This window comes from Streptomyces venezuelae, assembly GCF_008642295.1.
Classification (GTDB): Bacteria; Actinomycetota; Actinomycetes; order Streptomycetales; family Streptomycetaceae; genus Streptomyces; species Streptomyces venezuelae_C.
Window position 1 is genome coordinate 4,939,070 of the sequence record NZ_CP029190.1, and the last position, 18,578, is coordinate 4,957,647.

16 protein-coding genes are annotated in these 18,578 nt (G+C 73.6%); 7 read left to right on the top strand and 9 right to left on the bottom strand.

Features of this window, described 5'->3' with window-relative positions; translation table 11 throughout:
- Positions 1-64: 64 nt before the first annotated feature.
- The 7 genes from DEJ50_RS22195 to DEJ50_RS22225 form a co-directional block, all read right to left on the bottom strand.
- Positions 65-1,114, bottom strand: coding sequence for an N-acetylglucosamine kinase (locus DEJ50_RS22195; RefSeq protein WP_150209699.1), 1,050 nt, complete (start codon positions 1,112-1,114; stop codon positions 65-67).
- On the bottom strand, positions 1,105-2,370 hold the full coding sequence (locus tag DEJ50_RS22200; protein ID WP_150209700.1) for a 6-phospho-beta-glucosidase: 1,266 nt from the start codon (positions 2,368-2,370) through the stop codon (positions 1,105-1,107). The genes DEJ50_RS22195 and DEJ50_RS22200 overlap by 10 nt, the downstream gene beginning before the upstream one ends.
- 5 nt (positions 2,371-2,375) lie before the next feature.
- A complete protein-coding gene (locus tag DEJ50_RS22205) occupies positions 2,376-3,302 on the bottom strand; it encodes a carbohydrate ABC transporter permease (RefSeq protein WP_150209701.1) in 927 nt (308 codons plus the stop codon).
- Position 3,303: 1 nt separating this feature from the next.
- Positions 3,304-4,251, bottom strand: coding sequence for a carbohydrate ABC transporter permease (locus DEJ50_RS22210; RefSeq protein ID WP_150209702.1), 948 nt, complete (start codon positions 4,249-4,251; stop codon positions 3,304-3,306).
- 7 nt (positions 4,252-4,258) lie between these two features.
- Entirely contained in the window at positions 4,259-5,593 is a 1,335-nt protein-coding gene (locus DEJ50_RS22215; RefSeq protein ID WP_150209704.1) for an ABC transporter substrate-binding protein, read from the bottom strand.
- A 114-nt stretch (positions 5,594-5,707) separates the two neighbouring features.
- On the bottom strand, positions 5,708-6,889 hold the full coding sequence (locus tag DEJ50_RS22220) for an ROK family transcriptional regulator (RefSeq protein ID WP_411757689.1): 1,182 nt from the start codon (positions 6,887-6,889) through the stop codon (positions 5,708-5,710).
- 195 nt (positions 6,890-7,084) lie between these two features.
- A complete protein-coding gene (locus tag DEJ50_RS22225; RefSeq protein ID WP_150209706.1) occupies positions 7,085-8,173 on the bottom strand; it encodes a mechanosensitive ion channel family protein in 1,089 nt (362 codons plus the stop codon).
- 264 nt (positions 8,174-8,437) lie between these two features.
- Between DEJ50_RS22225 and DEJ50_RS22230 the strand changes: the two genes are divergently transcribed.
- Positions 8,438-8,980: an HNH endonuclease gene (locus DEJ50_RS22230; RefSeq protein WP_150209707.1), complete on the top strand. Its 543-nt coding sequence runs from the start codon at positions 8,438-8,440 to the stop codon at positions 8,978-8,980.
- 88 nt (positions 8,981-9,068) lie between these two features.
- Here the strand turns inward: DEJ50_RS22230 and DEJ50_RS22235 are convergent, their stop codons facing one another.
- Positions 9,069-12,104, bottom strand: a complete 3,036-nt coding sequence (locus DEJ50_RS22235; RefSeq protein WP_150209709.1) for a beta-N-acetylglucosaminidase domain-containing protein — start codon at positions 12,102-12,104, stop codon at positions 9,069-9,071.
- Between the two features lie 237 nt (positions 12,105-12,341).
- Here DEJ50_RS22235 and DEJ50_RS22240 point away from each other — a divergent pair, with 237 nt between their 5' ends.
- Genes DEJ50_RS22240 through DEJ50_RS22250 form a run of 3 tightly spaced genes read left to right on the top strand, consistent with a single transcriptional unit; the run spans position 12,342 to position 14,913 of the window.
- Positions 12,342-12,575, top strand: coding sequence for a hypothetical protein (locus DEJ50_RS22240; protein WP_150209710.1), 234 nt, complete (start codon positions 12,342-12,344; stop codon positions 12,573-12,575).
- A 14-nt stretch (positions 12,576-12,589) separates the two neighbouring features.
- Positions 12,590-14,647, top strand: coding sequence for a 4-alpha-glucanotransferase (gene malQ / locus DEJ50_RS22245; protein WP_150209711.1), 2,058 nt, complete (start codon positions 12,590-12,592; stop codon positions 14,645-14,647).
- 20 nt (positions 14,648-14,667) lie between these two features.
- Positions 14,668-14,913 (top strand): hypothetical protein, encoded by a 246-nt coding sequence (locus DEJ50_RS22250; RefSeq protein WP_150209712.1) that lies wholly within the window; start codon positions 14,668-14,670, stop codon positions 14,911-14,913.
- A 100-nt stretch (positions 14,914-15,013) separates the two neighbouring features.
- Here DEJ50_RS22250 and DEJ50_RS22255 read toward each other — a convergent pair whose 3' ends face one another.
- A complete protein-coding gene (locus DEJ50_RS22255) occupies positions 15,014-15,511 on the bottom strand; it encodes a MarR family winged helix-turn-helix transcriptional regulator (RefSeq protein ID WP_150209714.1) in 498 nt (165 codons plus the stop codon).
- Positions 15,512-15,608: 97 nt separating this feature from the next.
- On the opposite strand from DEJ50_RS22255, the gene DEJ50_RS22260 reads away from it, so the two are divergent.
- Genes DEJ50_RS22260 through DEJ50_RS22270 form a run of 3 tightly spaced genes read left to right on the top strand, consistent with a single transcriptional unit; the run spans position 15,609 to position 18,426 of the window.
- The gene (locus DEJ50_RS22260; protein WP_150209715.1) at positions 15,609-16,532 is read left to right on the top strand and encodes an EamA family transporter; all 924 of its coding nucleotides are present in this window, start codon (positions 15,609-15,611) and stop codon (positions 16,530-16,532) included.
- A 58-nt stretch (positions 16,533-16,590) separates the two neighbouring features.
- Entirely contained in the window at positions 16,591-17,505 is a 915-nt protein-coding gene (locus DEJ50_RS22265) for a DMT family transporter (RefSeq protein WP_223837871.1), read from the top strand.
- Between the two features lie 9 nt (positions 17,506-17,514).
- Complete coding sequence (locus DEJ50_RS22270) at positions 17,515-18,426, top strand: LysR family transcriptional regulator (RefSeq protein ID WP_150209717.1); 912 nt, start codon at positions 17,515-17,517, stop codon at positions 18,424-18,426.
- The last annotated feature ends 152 nt before the right edge of the window (positions 18,427-18,578 follow it).

Below are 18,578 nucleotides of genomic sequence, written 5' to 3' on the forward strand. Positions count from 1 at the left end.
CTTCACCGTCAATACGTGCGCAGGACCGCCACGGTTCCACTCCTGCCCCGGAGACCGGGCCGGTTCACCCGGTGCAGGCGGGAAAATGGGTGCGCAGTTTCGCCTGGACACGGGGCGGGGTGCCGAGCGCGTCCAGCCCGAGCAGGGCCGCGCCGAGCACCGGCGGGGACAGCACCACGGAGATCCGGGCGCGCGGCGCCCGTTCGGCGAGGCGCACCGCGATCCGGTCGTTGAGCTGCGGATGCCGGGCGGCCACCACACTGCCGCCCAGCACCACCGGCACCTCCTCGCCGAGCAGGTCCAGCCGGCCCAGGGCCACCGCCGCCATCGCCACGATTTCGTCCGCCTGCCGGTGCACCAGGGACAGCGCCACCGGATCCCCGGCGGCGGCCACCGCGAACAGCACCGGCACCAGTTCGTGGATCCGCGCCGCCGGCAGCCCGCCCAGGTGCAGGGCTTCGATCAGCTCCGCCATCGAAGACCGGCCGAAATGCGCCGGCAGCTCCGCCGCCAGCGCGGTCGGCTCCCCGCGGCCGTCCTCGGCCCGGGCGGCGAACCACAGCGCCTCCCTGGCCAGTCCGCCCCCGCCGCCCCAGTCCCCGGACAGCGGGCCCAGCGCGGCGAACCGGGCGGTCCGCCCGTCCGGCAGCAGCCCCGCGCAGTTGACGCCCGCCCCGCAGACCACGGCCACCCCGCGGGGTGCCGCGCCCGCCGGGAGCCCGGCCCGCAGCACCGCGAAGGTGTCGTTGTGGACCGCCGTGGTCCCGCCCCAGCCGCGCCGCCGCAGCGCGTCCGCCAGCGCGGCCTCCTCCACCGGCAGGTCGGCGTTGGCCAGACAGGCCGAGACGTGGTCGGCGTACGGGAGTCCGGCCCGGCCGGCCGCGTCCACCGCCTCCGCGACCGCCTCGGCCAGCACGTCCACCGCCGCCTCCACCCCCACCACGGGCGGCTGGAAGCCTCCCGCCCGCCCGGTGCCCAGCACCGAACCGTCGGCGCCGATCAGCGCCACGTCCGTCTTGCTGTTGCCCGCGTCCACCGCGAGCACGGCGGGCCGCTCCACCCCGCCGGTCCGGCCGGTCAAGCCGGTCAAGCCGGTCAGGCCGGTCAGACCCATGCCAGGTGCTCCTTGTTGTGCGCGAGCAGCCGGTCCGTGAGGCCATCGGCCCGGTCGTACTGGCCCACCAGCGGGTGCGCCAGCAGCGCCCGGAACACCCGGTCGCGCCCGCCGCGCAGCGCCGCGTCCAGTGCCAGGTCCTCGTACGCCGTCACCTGCGCGACCAGCCCCGCGTACAGCGGGTCCAGGGTGGGCGCGGCCAGCGGCACCGGACCGTCCCGGCCGACCCGCGCCTGTACCTCGATCACGGCGTCGTCTGCGAGGAACGGCAGGGTGCCCCGGTTGAGGGTGTTCACCACCTGCACCGGGGAGCCGCCGTCGCCGAGCAGGGCCGCCGCCAGGTCCACGGCCGCCTCCGAGTAGAAGGCCCCGCCCCGCCGGGCCAGCAGCCCGGGCTTCTCCGCCAGTGCCGGATCGGCGTACATCTCCAGCAACTGCCGCTCCATCGCGGCGACCTCGGCGGCCCGTGAGGGCTTCGCTCCGAGCTCCCGGACCACCTCGTCGTGCGCGTAGAAGTACCGCAGGTAGTACGAGGGGACGACCCCGAGCCGGTCCAGCACGGACCGCGGCAGGTGCAGGTCGGAGGCGATCGCCTCGCCGTGCGCGGTCAGCAGGGCCGGCAGCAGGTCCTCCCCGTCCGGGCCGCCCCGGCGCACGCCCCGCTCCCAGGTCAGGTGGTTCAGCCCGATGTGGTCCAGGTGCAGTTCGTCGGGGGACAGGCCGAGCAGCCGGGCGAACTTCCGCTGGAAGCCGATCGCCACGTTGCACAGGCCGACCGCCTTGTGGCCGGCCTGCAGCAGGGCCCGGGTGACGATGCCGACCGGATTGGTGAAGTCGATGATCCAGGCGTCCGGGTTGGCCCGCCGGACCCGCTCGGCGATGTCCAGCACCACCGGTACCGTGCGCAGCGCCTTGGCCAGCCCGCCCGCGCCGGTGGTCTCCTGCCCCACACAGCCGCACTCCAGCGGCCAGGTCTCGTCCTGCTGCCGGGCCGCCTGTCCGCCCACCCGCAGCTGGAGCAGTACGGCATCGGCGTCCGCGACCCCGGCGTCCGGGTCGGAGGTGGTGGTGACGGTGGCCGGGTGCCCCTGCCGGGCGAAGATCCGCCGGGCCAGCCCGCCGACCAGGTCCAGCCGCCCGGCGTCCGGGTCGACGAGGACGAGCTCGGAGACGGGCAGGGTGTCGCGGAGCCGTGCGAAGCCGTCGACCAGCTCGGGGGTGTAGGTGGAACCGCCGCCCACCACTGCGAGTTTCATCGTGACTAGCCTTTCACTCCGGTCAGGGTGACGCCTTCCACGAACGCTTTCTGGGCGAAGAAGAAGAGGACGATCACCGGGGCCATGACCAGCACGGTGGCGGCCATGGTGAGGTTCCAGTCGGTGTGGTGGGCGCCCTTGAAGGACTCCAGGCCATAGCTGAGGGTCCAGGCGGCGGGGTTGTCGGAGGCGTAGATCTGCGGGCCGAAGTAGTCGTTCCACAGGGCGAAGAACTGGAACAGCGCGACCGCCGCGATGGCGGGCTTCGCCATCGGCAGGACCACGCGCAGCAGGGCGCGGAGCTCGCCGCACCCGTCGATCCGGGCCGCGTCCAGGTATTCCTCCGGGATGGTCAGCAGGAACTGCCGCAGCAGGAAGACGGAGAACGCGTCCCCGAACGCCAGCGGGATGATCAGCGGCCACAGGGTGCCGGACAGGTCCAGCTGCTTGGCCCAGAACAGGTACATCGGGATCACCACGACCTGCGGCGGCAGCATCATCATGGCGATCACCAGCAGCAGCGACAGCCGGCGCCCGCGGAACCGGAACCGGGCGAGCGCGTACGCCACCGGGATGGAGGACACCACCGTCAGCAGGGTGCCCAGTCCGGCGTACAGCAGGGTGTTGCGCCACCAGGTCAGGAAGCCCGGGGTGTCCCACACCCTCGTGTAGTTCTCCCACTGCCAGGTGCGCGGCACCAGGTCCCGGGTGAGGGCCTGCTGATCGGACATCAGCGAGGTCAGCAGGACGAAGACGAAGGGCAGGACGAAGAACAGGGCGGCGGCCACGCCGAGCGAGTGCACGGCGATCCAGTGCAGCACCGCCCTGCGGCGCGCCGCGCGTACCGGCCCCGGCGTGCGGGCGGTACCCGCCGTGCGGGAGGAGCCCGCCGGGACCGGCTTCCGGGGCTTCCGCTCCACTACCTGGGCCATGTCAGTCACCCGTCCCGATCAGTCCGCCGCGCCGGCGCATCAGCAGCGCGGTGAAGGCCATGCACAGCGTGAACAGCACCAGGGCCAGCACGCAGGCGGTGCCGTAGTCGAAGCGCTGGAAGCCGGTGTTGTAGACGATCTGCGGCAGGGTGAGGGTGGACTTGTCGGGGTAGCCCGGCTCGAACTGCTGGCCCGAGCCGCCGATCACCCCGGCCGCCACCTTCCCCGCCACCAGCGGCTGGGTGTAGTACTGCATCGCCTGGATCACCCCGGTGACCACCGCGAACAGGATGATCGGCGAGATGTTCGGCAGGGTGATGTGCCGGAACCGCTGCCAGGCCCCGGCGCCGTCGAGTTCGGCCGCCTCGTACTGCTCCTTCGGTACGTCGAGCAGCGCGGCCATGAAGATCACCATCAGGTCCCCGACGCCCCACACGGCGAGCATGGTCAGGGCGGGCTTGGACCAGTCGGCATCGGTGAACCAGCCGGGCTGCGGCAGGCCCACCGCGTCCAGCAGGGTGTTGGCGGGCCCGGTGCCCGGGTTGAGCAGGAAGACGAAGGCCAGGGTCGCGGCGACCGGGGGCGCCAGGTAGGGCAGGTAGAACAGGGTCCGGAACATCCCCGCGCCCGTCTTGAGCCGGGTGACGAGCAGGCCGATGCCGAGGCCGAAGGCGACCCGGCAGGCCACCATCACCACGACCAGCCACAGGGTGTTCCGCATCGCCGGCCAGAACAGCGGGTACTGGGTGAAGACGTAGGTCCAGTTGTCCAGGCCGTTGAAGACGGGCGGGCGGAAGCCGTCGTACTTCGTGAAGGAGAAGTACACGGTGGAGACGAGCGGGTAGGCGAAGAAGACGCCGAACCCGATCAGCCAGGGGGCCATGAAGGCCGCCGTGCGCAGTGCGGTCCTCCTGCGCTTCCTGCGGAGGGTGTGGGTGACGGTGGCCATCGGGCGCCTACTCCGCCTTCGCGATGTCCGTGTCGATCTGCGCGTCCGTCGTGGCCAGGGCCGCCGGCAGGTCGCCGACCGCGCCCTTCTCGTGCCGGTAGGCCAGGTCGGTGAAGGTCAGCTGGTAGGTGCCGCCGTCGGCCTGCGGAGGGGTGGTGGAGGACTTGGGGTGCCGGGCGATGTCCAGGAAGGTCTTGAAGTTCTCGTCGACCCGGAGCTTCGGGGAGGCCAGTGCCTCCAGGGTGGAGGGCACGTTGTGGATGCCGTTGGCGAAGGCCACCACCGCCTCGGTGTCGGTGGTCATGTACCTCACCAGCTCCCAGGCGGCGTTCTGCTTCCTGCTGCCCGAGGCGATGCCCATGATCGTGCCGGAGACGTAGCCCTTGCCGTAGTCGGCGGCCTGGTCGTCGGGGACGGGCAGCGGCGCAGTGCCGATCTCGAAGGTCACCCCCGCCTCCTTGGCCATGTTGGGCCGCCACTCGCCGTCGATCTGCATGGCGACCTGGCCCTTGTGGAAGGGGTGCTCGGCGCCCCATTCGTCACCGAAGGAGGCCCGGAACTTCTCCAGCTTCTCGTACCCGCCGAGCTTGGCCACCAGGTCCTTCTGGGCGGCCAGCATCTTTGCGAAGGCCGGGTCCGCGGCCAGGTTCGACTTGCCGTCCGGGGTGAAGTACGTCGGGCTCCACTGGGCCGCCAGCCGCATCGGGGTGGTCTCGTAGCCGTGGAACGTCGGCATCAGGCCGACCTGTTCGTAGGAGTCGCCCTTGGTCCGGGTGAGCTTCTGCGCGACCTCGGTGAACTCGCTCCAGGTCTTCGGCGGGGCGGTGATGCCGGCCGCCTTGAAGGCGTCCTTGTTGTAGACCAGGCCGTAGGCGTCGTTGAGCAGCGGCAGGGTGCACTGGTTGCCCTTGAACTGGGTGTAGTTCAGCAGGGACTGCGGGAACACCTTCGCCTTGTCGATCTTCGATTTGGCCAGGAACGGGTTGAGGTCGACGAAGGCGCCGGAGTTGCAGAACTTGCCGACGCTGTCGGTGGTGAAGGAGGACACCACGTCCGGGGCCTTGTCGCCGCCCGCCCGCAGCGCCTGGTTGATCTTGTCGTCGGTCATGTTGCCGGTGACCTTGACCTTGATGTTCGGGTGCGCCGCCGTGAACCGCGCGATGTTCTCCTCGATGGCCTTGACCTCGCTCGGCGCCGACCAGCCGTGCCAGAAGTTGAGGGTGACCTCGTCGGCCGGGTCGTCGGAGGCCGTGGTCCCGGACGAACCGGTGCACGCGGTGGCGAGCACGGATATCGCGGCGGCCAGGGCGGCTGCGGAGGTCAGGCGGGAGATTCTGGGCATGGCGGTGTCACTCTCTGCGCGGGGATCTTCCTGAGCGGTGCAGGGGAAACGCGGTGGAGCGGTACAGCGGTGCGTGTGGTGCGTGTGGTGATGCGGCGGTGCGGTGGCGGTGCGTCAGCGGCGGGAGGTGTCGAACACCTCGTCCCGGGTGGCGGCCAGGGCGCTCTCCAGCGCCCCGCGCAGCACCGGCTGTTCCCGGACCTCCCCGACGACCAGCCGGGGCCGGGAGGGGGCGAGGTCGGCCAGTTCGGAGGTCAGCAGCTCGTGCAGCGGCTCCCCGCCGGCCCCGAGCACGGCGCCGGACAGCACCACGATCTCCGGGTCGAGTACGGCGACCAGCGAGGCCAGACCGGTGGCCAGCGCGGTGGCGTAGCACCGCAGGAGCTCCAGCCGGGCGCCCTCCGGCCGGGCGGCGGCCTCGGCCAGCAGGGCCACGGCGGTCGCCACCTGGGCCCCGTACGCCGAGGGCTCCCCGGCCGGCTCCGGCGGCTCGATGCCGAGCCGGGCCGCGAGCGCCGGGACCACCTGGACGCCGGCCAGCTCCTGGTAACCGCCGGAGTTGGCCCGGGTGACCTGCCGGACCAGCGGGTGGCCGGTGACGGGCAGGAAGCCGACCTCGCCCGCACCGCCGGTCCAGCCGCGGTGCAGCCGGCCGCCGAGGACCAGGGCCGCGCCCAGGCCCTCCTGGTTCCACAGCAGGACGAAGTCCTTGTGTCCACGGGCGGCACCGAGGCGCTGCTCGGCGACCGCGGCGAGGTTGACGTCGTTCTCGTACTCCACGGGCATGGGGAGGGCGGCGGCCAGCTCGTCCAGCAGGGTGGGGGAGTGCCAGCCGGGGAGGTGGCTGGCGTAGCGGAGGGCGCCGGTGTGCGGATCGAAGGCACCGGGCGTGGCGATGACCAGGCGGTGCAGGGCGGAGGCCGGCAGTCCGGCGGCCCGCGCGGCTCCGTCGAGGGCCTCGGTGACCTGGTCGACGACCGGACCGGGACGGCCCCGGGTGGGGAGCTCGAAGGTGCCGGAGACCTCCCCGGTGAGGTCGGCGACGGCGGCCAGGATCCGTTCGGGGGTGACATCCAGTCCGGCCACGTGCGCCGCCGCCGCGTTCAGTGCGTAGAGCTGGGCATTGGGGCCGGGACGGCCGCCGGCGGTGCCGGTGGCGACCACCAGCCCGGCCGCTTCCAGCCGGGCCAGCAGCTGGGAGGCGGTGGGCTTGGAGAGGCCGGTCAGCCGGCCGATCCTGGTCCGGGAGAGCGGGCCGTGGGCCAGCAGGAGCTCCAGTGCGGCCCGGTCGTTCATGGCGCGCAGCAGGCTGGGGGTTCCGGGGGTGACGCTGGCCAAGGGACCGGGCTTCCTCTCGTACCGGTGAACTGTTAGGGAAGTTTCCTGTCAGTGTCCGGGCCGTGTCAATGGCGCTGCGGTGTCAATGGCGCTGTCCATGGCGCTGCCCCGCAGACCTGAGGGTCTGCGGGGCAGCGGTGACGGCGCTCCGGGCTACTTGGTCATGCGTACGCGCTCCCCGGCGGGGGCCGGGATCGGGGTCGCCGCGAGGGACTGCGGGGAGGTCGGGTTGGCCAGCGCCGAGGGCGGGGCCACGGCCGCCGCCGGGTCCGGGGCGGGAGCCGCCGCCTCGTCCACCGCGGGCAGACCGCCCACGATCTGGATGCCGGCCGCGTCGAAGGCCTCCTTGATCCGCCAGCGCAGCTCGCGCTGCACGGCGAACTGCTTGCCCGGCATGGTCTTCGCGGAGACGTTCACGGTCATCGAGGCCAGCAGCACCTCGCCCAGGCCCAGTACCTCCACCGGGCCCCACAGGTGCTCGTCCCAGGGGTCCTCCTTGGCCATCGCGTCCGCGACACCCTGGATGAGCCCCTTGACCTGCTTCAGGTCCTCGGTCGGCTTCACCTGGACGTCCACCATCGCGGTGGCCCAGCCCTGGCTGAGGTTCCCGATCCGCTTGATCTCGCCGTTGCGGACGTACCAGATCTCGCCGTTGTCCCCGCGGAGCTTGGTCACCCGCAGGCCGACCTCGACGACCTCACCGGAGGCCACCCCGGCGTCGATCTTGTCGCCCACCCCGTACTGGTCCTCCATGATCATGAACACGCCGGACAGGAAGTCCGTCACCAGGTTCCGGGCACCGAAGCCGATCGCCACACCGGCCACACCGGCACTCGCCAGCAGCGGCGCCAGGTCGATCTTCAGGGCGGCCAGCACCATCAGCGCGGCCGTGCCCAGGATCAGGAAGGAGGCCACCGAGCGGAGCACCGAGCCGATCGCCTCCGAGCGCTGCCGTCGCCGCTCGGCGTTCACCAGCAGCCCGCCCAGCGCGGTGCCCTCCACGGCCTCCGCGCTGGTGTTCATCCGGTTTATCAGCTTGGTCAGCGCCTTGCGGACCACCGAACGGATCACTGCCGCGATCACGATGATCAGCAGGATCCTCAGGCCGACGCTCAGCCAGGTGGCCCAGTTCTCCTCGATGAAGCTCGCGGCGTTGGTGACGCTCTCCTGCGCCTCTTGGACGCTGCGCGGCGTATCCGGGACCTCGGATGCCTGGGGAAGCAAGGTGGCGGGCCAGAGCACGGCGGGAACCTCCAGGTGTAGCGGCCTGCCCGCGGAAAAGGGGTGTGTGCGGGCAGGCCTTCCACACTAACGGGGCAGGAGATCCACTCCGGCGCGTTGTTCGAGGGAGAGACCAGACTCACCCGGGAAGAGAAGACGTGTGGTTGAAAACACCTCCGACCCGTTACGGGCGCGTGGTGGCGCTTCGGCCAGCCGTGAGGAGAGACTGAGAGCAGATCGTCCCGGCGCGAGCCACGCGCCGCCGGCGTACAAGGAGGCATCCGCGTGCCACACGTCCTGGTCCTCAATGCGTCGTACGAGCCCCTCGGCGTCGTACCGCTCCGCCGCGCGCTCGTCCTCGTCCTGGAGAACAAGGCCATCTCCCTGGAGGAATCCGGCGCCTTCCTGCACAGCGCGACAAGGGCCGTCCCCGCTCCCAGCGTGGTCAGGCTCAAGCGCTTCGTGCGGGTCCCCTACCGGGGGCCCGTTCCACTCACCCGGCGCGCCCTGTTCGCCCGGGACGGCGGTCGCTGCATGTACTGCGGCGGCGTCGCCACCAGCGTCGACCACGTGATCCCGCGCAGCCGGGGCGGCCAGCACGTATGGGACAACGTCGTCGCCGCGTGCCGCCGCTGCAACCACGTCAAGGCGGACCGCCACCTGGTCGACCTCGGCTGGCGGCTCCGCCACCAGCCGGCTCCGCCGTCGGGACTGGCCTGGCGCATCATCGGTACGGGCCACCGCGATCCGCGCTGGATGCCGTACCTCCAGCCGTTCGGAGCGGACGACGCCCTGGACCGCATCGGAGCCGCCGCCGCTGCCTCCTGACCGGATCGGCCTCCCGCCGCCGCCCGGCAGTCCTGCCGGGCGGCGGGCGCTGTGCCCGTAAGACAGCGGGGGAGCGGCCGGGGAGCGGTCAGGGGATGACCGCGTAGGCCTCCGCGGACCAGAGGCTGCAGCCGTACTCGGTCGCCCGGACATCGCACACCAGACGTACGAACCGGGTGTCCGGCGCGTCCATGCGCACCGATGCGCGGCCACCGCGCGCGTCCGCCACCGTCGCGGCCGTCCGCCAGGTGGTGCCGTCCGCCGAGGTCTCCACCCGGTACTCCGTCGGGTACGCGTCCTGCCAGTGCAGCACCAGCTGCCCCAGCCGCACCGGCGCCGCCAGCTCCGCCTGCCACCAGGCCCCGTCCTCCGCCGGTGAGGACCAGCGGGTGTCGGCCCGGCCGTCGACCGCTGCCGAGGCCGGGAAGTCCGGGGTCTCGTCCCCCGAGGACGAGGCGGTGGCCGTCTTCGCCAGGTCCGGGCCGCCGGTCCGCGGGAAGGCCCGGACCGTCAGGGTCCGGGATTCCCCGCCGAAGCTGACCGGGACCTCGTACACCCCGGCCGGGGTGCCCTCCGGCACGGTGACCTCGACCGGGACCGCCACCGCGGTCCCGCGCGGCACCGTCGTCTGGGCCGGGACCTCCACCTTGATGCCCTGCGGGGGCTTCGCCGACAGCGAGCCGCGGACCTCGCCCGGCCGCAGCGGCGAGAGCTCCGCCGCCACCCGCTGCGGACGGCCGCCGATCTCGGCGTCCGCCCGGCCGCCGTCGCCCAGCTCGAACCTGGCCTGGGGCCCGTCCGCGAACCACGGCACCAGCGCGCGCACCGCCGGCGCCTCGCCGGCCCACACCAGCCGCACCGCATCCGCGGTCAGCCCGGTCGCCTCCGCCTGGGTCCAGCCCGAGCCGGCCGCCTCGCCGAGCTTGCGCCAGCCCTCCCCGGGGATGTGCGCCTCCACCGAGGCGCCGCGGACCGCGGGGGTCAGCGGATCCGTCATCACCGTGACCGCGGACACCGGGCGCGCCCGGTCCAGCCGGAGCGTCCAGGAACCGGACTCCCGGCTCACCGGTCCCGCGGCCGGCAGGGCCGCACCGGTCCAGGCGTCCGCCTCGGCCGTCACCTTCGTCAGGAACGGGTCCAGGACCCCCTGGCCGACCGTCGCGCCCGGCCCGGCCGTCGCCGTCCGCGCCTGCCCCAGCGCCAGATAGGCCCGCCAGGCCGCGGCGCCCTCCCCGCGGGCCTGGGCCCGCAGGGTGTCCACCGCCAGTTCGCCGGCGGTGCCGTACTGCGCCAGCCGGTCCAGCCAGGGCCCCGCCTCCCGGCCCAGCTCCTCGCCGAGCCGCCCGCGGGCCTCCCGCATCACCGTGAACGCCGCCCGCAGCCGGTCCGCGGCCCGGTCCAGCGCCGCCCGGTCACCGGTGCCCCGGGCCCGCCAGAACTCGTCCATCAGCGGTTGCAGGTACGCCGATTCGGGCTGGCCCAGCGCCGAGGACGCGGTGTTCCCGGCGAGCGCCGCCAGCGCTTCCCGGACCCGGGCGTCGCCGCCGGCCAGCTCGGCCACCGCCGCCTCCCAGGAGGCCCCGGGCCGGTAGCCGCGCGGGTTCCAGGCGAAGTCGGCGGCGGTGAACAGCGGGATCCGGGACAGCGTGCCCTGCTGCGCCGCATGGGCCAGCAGACCGGCCGAGCCGTTGGCCACCGCCGCTTCGCGGCCGGTGTACGCGCCGAGGTAGATCCGGCCCGGCTCCCAGTCGTTGACCGGATAGTTGTCCATGGTGACCAGCGGATGCCCGAAGGCCGTACGGGCCGCGGCCAGTTCCCGGCCGGTGATGGTGCGCGGCAGCACCCCGACACCGGTCCAGGCCACCTCCACCCGGCCGTCCAGCGCGGTCGCCAGCGCCGTCCGGTAGGCGGTGGCGCCCTCCTGGTAGTACTCGGTGGGCATCAGCGACAGCGGGGCCGCGCCCGGATGCTCACGGGCCAGCCCGGCCGCGAGCTCACCGGCGACCTCGGCATGCGCCCGCGCCGCCGCCGCCGGACCCTTGCCGTACCGCTGCCGGTCCGCCGAACAGCCCCACTCCGTGTAGCTGACGTCCTGGAACTGCAGCTGGAACGACCGGAAGCCCAGCTCCCACATCGCCTCCAGCTTGCGCTGCAGCGCCTTGCGGTCCGCGGCCGAGGACAGGCACATCGACTGCCCCGGGGCCACCGCCCAGCCGAGGGTCACCCGGTTGGCCGCGGCCCGCTCGGCGAGCCGGCGGAACTCCTCGCGCTGCGCCTCCGGGTAGTCCTCGCGCCAGCGGGCCTGCCGGAACACGTCGTCACCGGGCGCGAGCAGAAAGCGGTTCTGCTTGGTGCGGCCCATGAAGTCCAGCTGGGCCAGCCGCTGTTCGAGGGTCCACGGCTCCCCGTAGAACCCCTCGGTGATACCGCGCACCGGGGCGGCCGGCCAGTCCCGGACCACCGCGCCGGGAACCTTGCCGCGGGCGCCCGCCAGCAGCTGACGCAGGGTCTGGGCGCCGTGGAACAGCCCGTCCTCGCCGAACCCGGCCAGTGCGACGGTGTCCCGGCCGCCGTCCCGGCCCACCGCCAGCCGGTAGCCGCCGGCCGGCAGGTCCTCCGAGGTCCCGGCGCCGAGCGCCTGCAGCGCCGCCTCGGCGTCCGCGCCCTGGATCCGGAAGACCGTGCCCCGGGCGGGCAGCGGGACGTACGGGTGCTGCTCGCGCAGGGTGGTCACCCCGGCGGCGCGCAGCGCGGTGCGGATCACCTCCACGGCGTGCGGATCGGCCCCGGTGAGCGGCACCACCAGGACGGCCTCGCTGCCGAGCGGGACTTCGCGGGACCGGTCGGCCGTCAGGGACTGCGGGCGCGGCCAGACGGGCGGACCCTGGGGCGCGGCGATGGGATCGGCGGCCGGGCCGGTGGCGAGTCCCGCCGCCGGAGACGCGCCCTGGGGTGTGCCCTGAGCAGGCGTGGTGCCGGTGGCGGGATCGGTCCCCGGGGCCGCCGGAGCGGCCGGAGAGGGGTCGGCGAGGGCCGTCGGGGGACCGACGGCGGCACCGCCGAGCAGACCGCCGACGACGGCGACCGCCACGGCCGTGGCCCGCTTCCTGCCGCTGAGCTGCACGCTGTCTCCTCGTTCCGAGTGGCCCCCCCGCTCGCACGAATGAGCCCGAGCCCACCACCCGTGCGGCTCAAGTGTCAATGCACGCGGGCGTTCTGACCGAAATGCTCCAGGAATGCGGGGCAGCGGGATGGGTAGGGCTGCGGTGTTCCGAAGTCCGCCGCGCGCAGCCCCTTACCCGGAGGCCCCGCGCTCGTTGTCACGCAGCCGCCACCCGCAGCCGCTACGGAGGAGAGCCCCATGCCCGCCCGCCCCCACCCGCACACCCCGTCCCGGGTCCGCTCCAAACGCCCCGCCGCCCCGCTCCTCGGCCACCTGCCCCTGCCCCTGTCCCGGCCCGGTGCCGGCCCCCTCACCAGCGAGCCCCCGCTCGCCGACACCGCCCACGCACCGCTGACCAGCGAACCGCCCCTCACCGACGAGGCTCCCCTGACGAGCGAGCCGACCACGCCCGCCACCGCTGCGGGCGTCTGATCAAAGGACCCCCCATGGACGACCTGGCCCGGCTCGCCGCCCTGCACGGCGTCGCAACCTCCTACCAGCCGGCCGAGGACGTCACCGTCCGGGTGCCGGAGCGGACCGTCCGGGAGGTGCTCGGTCTCCTCGGGGTGGCCGCCGGCACCCCGGAGGACGTGCGGAGCGCGCTGGCCCGGGCCGAAGGGGAGGCCGCCGCCCGGCTGTTGCCCGCCACCCTGGTCCACTGGGCCGGCGAGCCGCTGCCGGCCGCCCTCGCGGACCTTCCGCCGGGCACCCGGGTCCTGGTCCGCCCGGAGGAGGCCGGGGCCGAGCGGGAATGGGGGCCGGACCTGCCGTACGGGGTGCACCGGCTCACCGCCGAGGCCCCCGACGGCCGCACCGGCACCGCCACCCTGATCGTGGCCCCGGACCGGGCCCCGGCCGCGCCCGGCCGCTCGTACGGGCTGCTCGTCCAGCTGTACTCCCTGCTGTCCCGGCGCTCCTGGGGCATGGGCGACCTCGGGGACCTGGCCGAGCTGGCCCGGTGGGCCGGGCGGACCCACGGGGCGGGCTTCCTCCAGGTCAACCCGCTGCACGCGGCCGTGCCGGGCACCCCGACCGACCCGTCCCCCTACCGGCCCTCCTCGCGGCGCTTCCCGGACCCGGTCCACCTGCGGATCGAGGACGTCCCCGAGTACGCCGACTGTCCCGACCGGGAGGAGCTGTCCCGGCTGGCCGAGCAGGGGGCGGAGCTGGGCCGGCAGGTGCTGGAGAAGGGCGCGCCGATCGACCGCGATGCCGTCTGGGCACTGAAGCGGGCCGCGCTGGAGCGCCTGTACGCGGTCCCGCGCGATGCGCGGCGCGAGGCCGAGTACGCGCGGTTCCGCGCCGCCGGGGGCCCGGCCCTGGACCGGCACGCCCGCTGGGCCGCGCTGGCCGAGCGCCATGGCCCCGACCGGTCGGCATGGCCGGCAGCCGCAGCCGCGGAGGCCGTGGTGGAAGGGGACGCGGGCCCCGGCGGCGCGGAATTCCACCGCTGGCTGGCCTGGCTGACCGACACCCAGCTGGTTGCAGCCCAGCAGGCCGCCCGGGAGGCGGGTATGACGGTCGGTCTGATCCACGATCTGGCGGTCGGGGTGCACCCGGAGGGCGCGGACGTGTGGGCCGCACCGGGTCTGCACGCCCCCGGGACCACGGTCGGGGCCCCGCCGGACGCCTTCAACCCGCGCGGCCAGGACTGGGGCCTGCCCCCCTGGCGGCCGGACCGGCTCGCCCAGGCCGCCTACGCGCCCTACCGGCAGCTGCTGCGGGCGGTGTTCCGGTACGCGGGCGCGCTCCGCATCGACCATGTGATGGGCCTGTTCCGGCTCTGGTGGATCCCGGAGGGGACCCCGCCCGCCGAGGGCACCTATGTGGGCTACGACGGTGAGGCGATGCTCGCGATCCTGGTGCTGGAGGCGCACCGGGCGGGGGCGCTGGTGATCGGCGAGGACCTGGGAACGGTCGAACCGCGGGTCCGGGAGGCCCTCTCCCGGCGCGGGGTGTTCGGCACCTCCGTGCTCTGGTTCGAGCGCGACTGGCCGGGCGACGGCCGGCCGCTGCCCCCGGCCGGCTGGCGGACCGACTGCCTGGCCACCGCCACCACCCACGATCTGCCGCCGTCCGCCGCGAAACTGGCGGGGGAGCACGTGGAGCTGAGGGACCGGCTGGGCCTGCTGACCCGCCCCGCGGCCGAGGAGCGGGCGGCGGACGCCGCCGACACCGCCGAATGGCTCGGGGTCCTGGACGGCCTGGGGCTGAGCGTGAAGAACGAGGAGGAGGCGGTGCAGGCCCTGTACGCCTTCCTGCTGGCCACCCCGGCCCGGCTGGTGGGGGTGTGGCTGCCGGATGCGGTGGGGGACCGGCGGCCCCAGAACCTGCCGGGCACCTGGGACCAGTACCCCAATTGGCGGCTGCCGGTCGCGGACGGCTCGGGCCGGCCGGTGTCCCTGGAGGGGCTGGCCGCCTCGCCCCGGGCGCAGGCCCTGCTCAGGGCGGTGCGGGAGCGGGCGGAACCCCGTACGGCACCCCCGGGCGCGCGACTCGTTTAGGTGTTCGCTACGTTTGCACCGTGGACAAGAAGAACGCCCTGCGCGCCGGCGCTGTGACGGCCGGTACGACGCTGATGATGCTGCTGATGACGTCTCCCGCGCTCGCGCTGACGCGTGACGACGGTGACGACCCGGGCCCCGGCATCAGCATCGCCGAGACCATCGGCCTGTTCGTGGTGCTGCCGATCGTGCTGTTCCTGGTCATCGCGGGTCTCGTGATGGTCGGCGACAAGTCGCGCAAGCAGCAGTCGCAGCAGTCCCAGTAGTCGCAGCAGGTCTCTCCGACTTTCCCGCGCGGTGTTCCGCGCGTGGGCCGGTCCCCGTGGAGTTTCCACGCGGGCCGGCCCGTTGGCATGCCGCCGCCGCTCACACCCCGGCGAGCAGCTTCCGCAGCAGTCCGGTGAGCTGCCCGGCCTCCTCCTCGGTCAGCCCGGCGAGCGCCCTGTGCTGGACCTCCAGGCCGGCCACGACCGCCTCGTCGATGAGCGCCAGGCCCTTTTCGGTGATGGTCACCTGAAGCCCCCGCCGGTCGTGCGGATCGGGCTTGCGGCACAGCAGCCCGGCCTTCTCCAGCTTGTCCAGCCGCCCGGTCATCCCGCCCGTGGTGAGCATCAGTGTCGCCGAGAGCTGCCGTGGCGACAGCGTGTACGGCTCGCCTGACCGGCGCAGCGTGGCGACGACGTCGAACTCGCCGCGCGAGATCCCGTACCGCGCGTAGGTCCGGTCCATTTCCTCGCCCATGGCCCGGGTGATCCGGTAGATCCGGCCGAAGATCCCCATCGGGGAGACGTCCAGTTCCGGGCGCACCGCGTTCCACTGGGCGGTGATCGCATCCACCGCGTCCCTGTTCGTCAGTTCGCTCATGACCGCAGTATCGCAAGAAAACTTGCTTGACGAAAAGTAGCTTAGCGCTAAGCTACTTCCAAGCAAGCTACTTCGTCCTGTGCCGGAGGAGTCCGTCGTGAAGCGCACCGCCACCGTCGCCCTGACCGCCCTCGCGCCCGTCTCCTGGGGCTCGACCTACTTCGTCACCACCGAGCTGCTGCCGCCCGGCCGGCCGCTGTTCACCGGGGTGATGCGGGCCCTGCCCGCGGGACTGCTGCTGATCGCCGCCGCCCGCACCCTGCCCAAGGGCGCCTGGTGGTGGAAGTCCGCCGTGCTGGGCGCGCTGAACATCGGCGCCTTCTTCCCCCTGCTGTTCCTCTCGGCCTACCGGCTGCCCGGCGGAGTCGCCGCCGTACTCGGCGCGTTGGGCCCGCTGGCGGTCATCGGCCTGGCCGCGCTGCTGCTCGGCGAAAAGGCGAGCACCCGGTCACTGCTCGCCGCCATCGCCGCGGCGTTCGGCGTCAGCATGGTGGTGCTGAAGGCGGGGGCCGCGCTCGACCTGGTCGGCGTACTGGCCGGACTCGCCTCCTCCGCCTCGATGGCGGCCGGCACCGTGATGACCAAGCGCTGGGGACGCCCGGAAGGCGTCGGGCCGCTGGCCCTGACCGGCTGGCAGCTCACCGCCGGCGGCCTGCTGATCCTGCCGGTCGCCGCCCTGCTGGAAGGCGCCCCGCCGGCCCTCGACGGCCAGGCCTGGCTCGGCTACGGCTACATGATGCTGCTCAACACCGGCGCCGCGTACTGGCTCTGGTTCCGCGGCATCGGGCAGCTCACCGCCACCTCGGTGACCCTGCTGGGCCCGCTCTCCCCGCTCACCGCCGCCGTGATCGGCTGGGCCGCACTCGGCCAGGCGCTGTCGCCGGTCCAGATCATCGGTATGGCGATCGCGTTCTCCGCGACCGTGGCGGGCCAGCTGCCGGCGCGGAAATCGTTCAGTAAAACTGAACAGAACGATCGAAACATTTCGATGGACCTGAGTAATGAGACAGTGCGACGGTAGTCCGGCGACATCAACCACACCACCACACCCACCACACCCACCCGAGGGGGAGACCGCCGTGGCCGTCCTGGACCGTGTCAGCACCGCACAGGTGAAGAAGAGGACGAAGGGGCCGGCCGGCCTCGGCGTCCTGCTCGCCCTGGTGGCCACGGTCGTCTGGTCCGGCAGCTTCGTCGCGACCCGGGGCATGGCCGACACCATCCCGCCCGTACAGGCCGTCTTCTGGCGCTGGATCATCGCGATCGCCGCCGTCGCCCCGCTCGCCGCCCGCGAGACCTGGCGGCAGCGCCACCTGATCCGCCGCCACCTGGGCTTTGTCACCCTCGCTTCGTTCTTCGGCATCGCCCTCTACAACACCCTGGTCCACCAGGCCGGACTGACCACCTCCGCCTCCAACATGGGCATGATCATGGCGGCCTCGCCGGTCATCATGGCGGTCTTCGCCCGCCTCGGCGGCCAGCGGCTCGGCGCAGTCCGCACCTTCGGGCTGCTGCTGGCCGCATCCGGTGTGCTGCTGCTCGTCGGCAAGGGCTCGCTCACCGTGGACTTCGCCGCCGGCGACCTGTGGATGTTCGGCGCCGCCCTGTCCTTCGCCTCCTACAGCGCCCTCCTCAAGCGCAGGCCCACCGAGATCTCCGGCCTCACCTTCCTCCTCACCACCTTTGTCCTCGGCGCGCTGATGCTCGCCCCCGCCTATGCCGTCTCGCTGTCCGTCCAGGGCGGCTTCCCGGTCTCCGTGGGCACCGTCGGCCCGCTGCTGTACGTCGGCGTCTTCTCCTCCGCCGTGGCCTTCTTCGCCTGGAACAAGGCGATTTCGCTGATCGGCGCGGCCCGCGCGGGGGTCGTCTACTACCTCCAGCCGGTCTGCGTGGCCGTCCTCGGCCTCCTGCTGCTGGGCGAGCGGACCGGACCGGTCCAACTGCTCTGCATGGGGCTGATCCTCGGCGGTGTCGCCCTCGGCGCCCGCCGGTAGGTTCGGCCCATGACCGGGACCACCGAGTGGGACATCAAGAAGCTCCGCATCCTGCGCACGCTCAGCGAGCGGGGCACGGTGACCGCGACGGCCGAGGCGCTGCTGATGACCCCCTCGGCCGTTTCACAGCAGCTCAGCAACCTGGCCAGACAGCTCGGCGTCCCGCTGCTCGAAGCCCAGGGCCGCCGGGTCCACCTCACCGACGCCGCCCATCTGGTCCTGCGGCACGCCGAGGCCGTGTTCGCCCAACTGGAGCGGGCCGATGCCGAGCTGGCCGGCTATCTGGCCGGAGAGACCGGCGAGGTCCGGCTCGGCGCCTTCTCCACCGCCGTCCCCGCCCTGGTCGTCCCGGCGGTGGCGGCCCTCCGGCTGACCCACCCCGGTGTCGAGGTCCGGGTACGGGAGACGGAGGCGGCGGAATCATACGAACTGCTGTCCGCCGGGGCCGTGGACCTCGCGCTCTCCCTCGCCGCCCACGCCCCCACCGCCCGGGACCCCCGCTTCACCCGCATCCCGCTGCTGGCGGATCCGCTGGACGTGGCCCTGCCCACGGACCACCCCCTGGCCGCGGCGCCGTCGCTCCGGCTGGCCGATCTCTCCTCGGAGCCGTGGATCTACGGGGGCTCCGGCCCCTGGTCGGAGATCACCCGCACGGCGTGCGAGGCGGCGGGCTTTGTGCCGGAACAGGCGCATTCGGCGGCCGGCTGGACCGCGATCCTCGCCCTGGTCGAGGCCGGGATGGGCGTGGCCCTGATCCCCCGCATGGCCGCGCCCCGCGCGACCGGCGTCACGGTCCGCTCCCTGCCACACGACCGGCCGATCCGGCACGTGATCGCGGCGACCCGCCGCGGCGCGGACACGGCCCCGGCGGTGGCCAGCGTCCTCACGGCCCTCCGCGAAGCGGCCCTCCCCCGCGCCTGACCGCTGCGCGGGGCCTGTCCCCCACCCCGCCCCTTCCCGAAACCGGGGCCTGCGGCCCCGGACCCCGCCGGGGTGCCCCGGCTCCGCCGGGCACCGCCCCGGGGCGCTTCGCGCCCGGGGGTCCGGGGCCGCAGGCCCCGGGAACGGGTGCC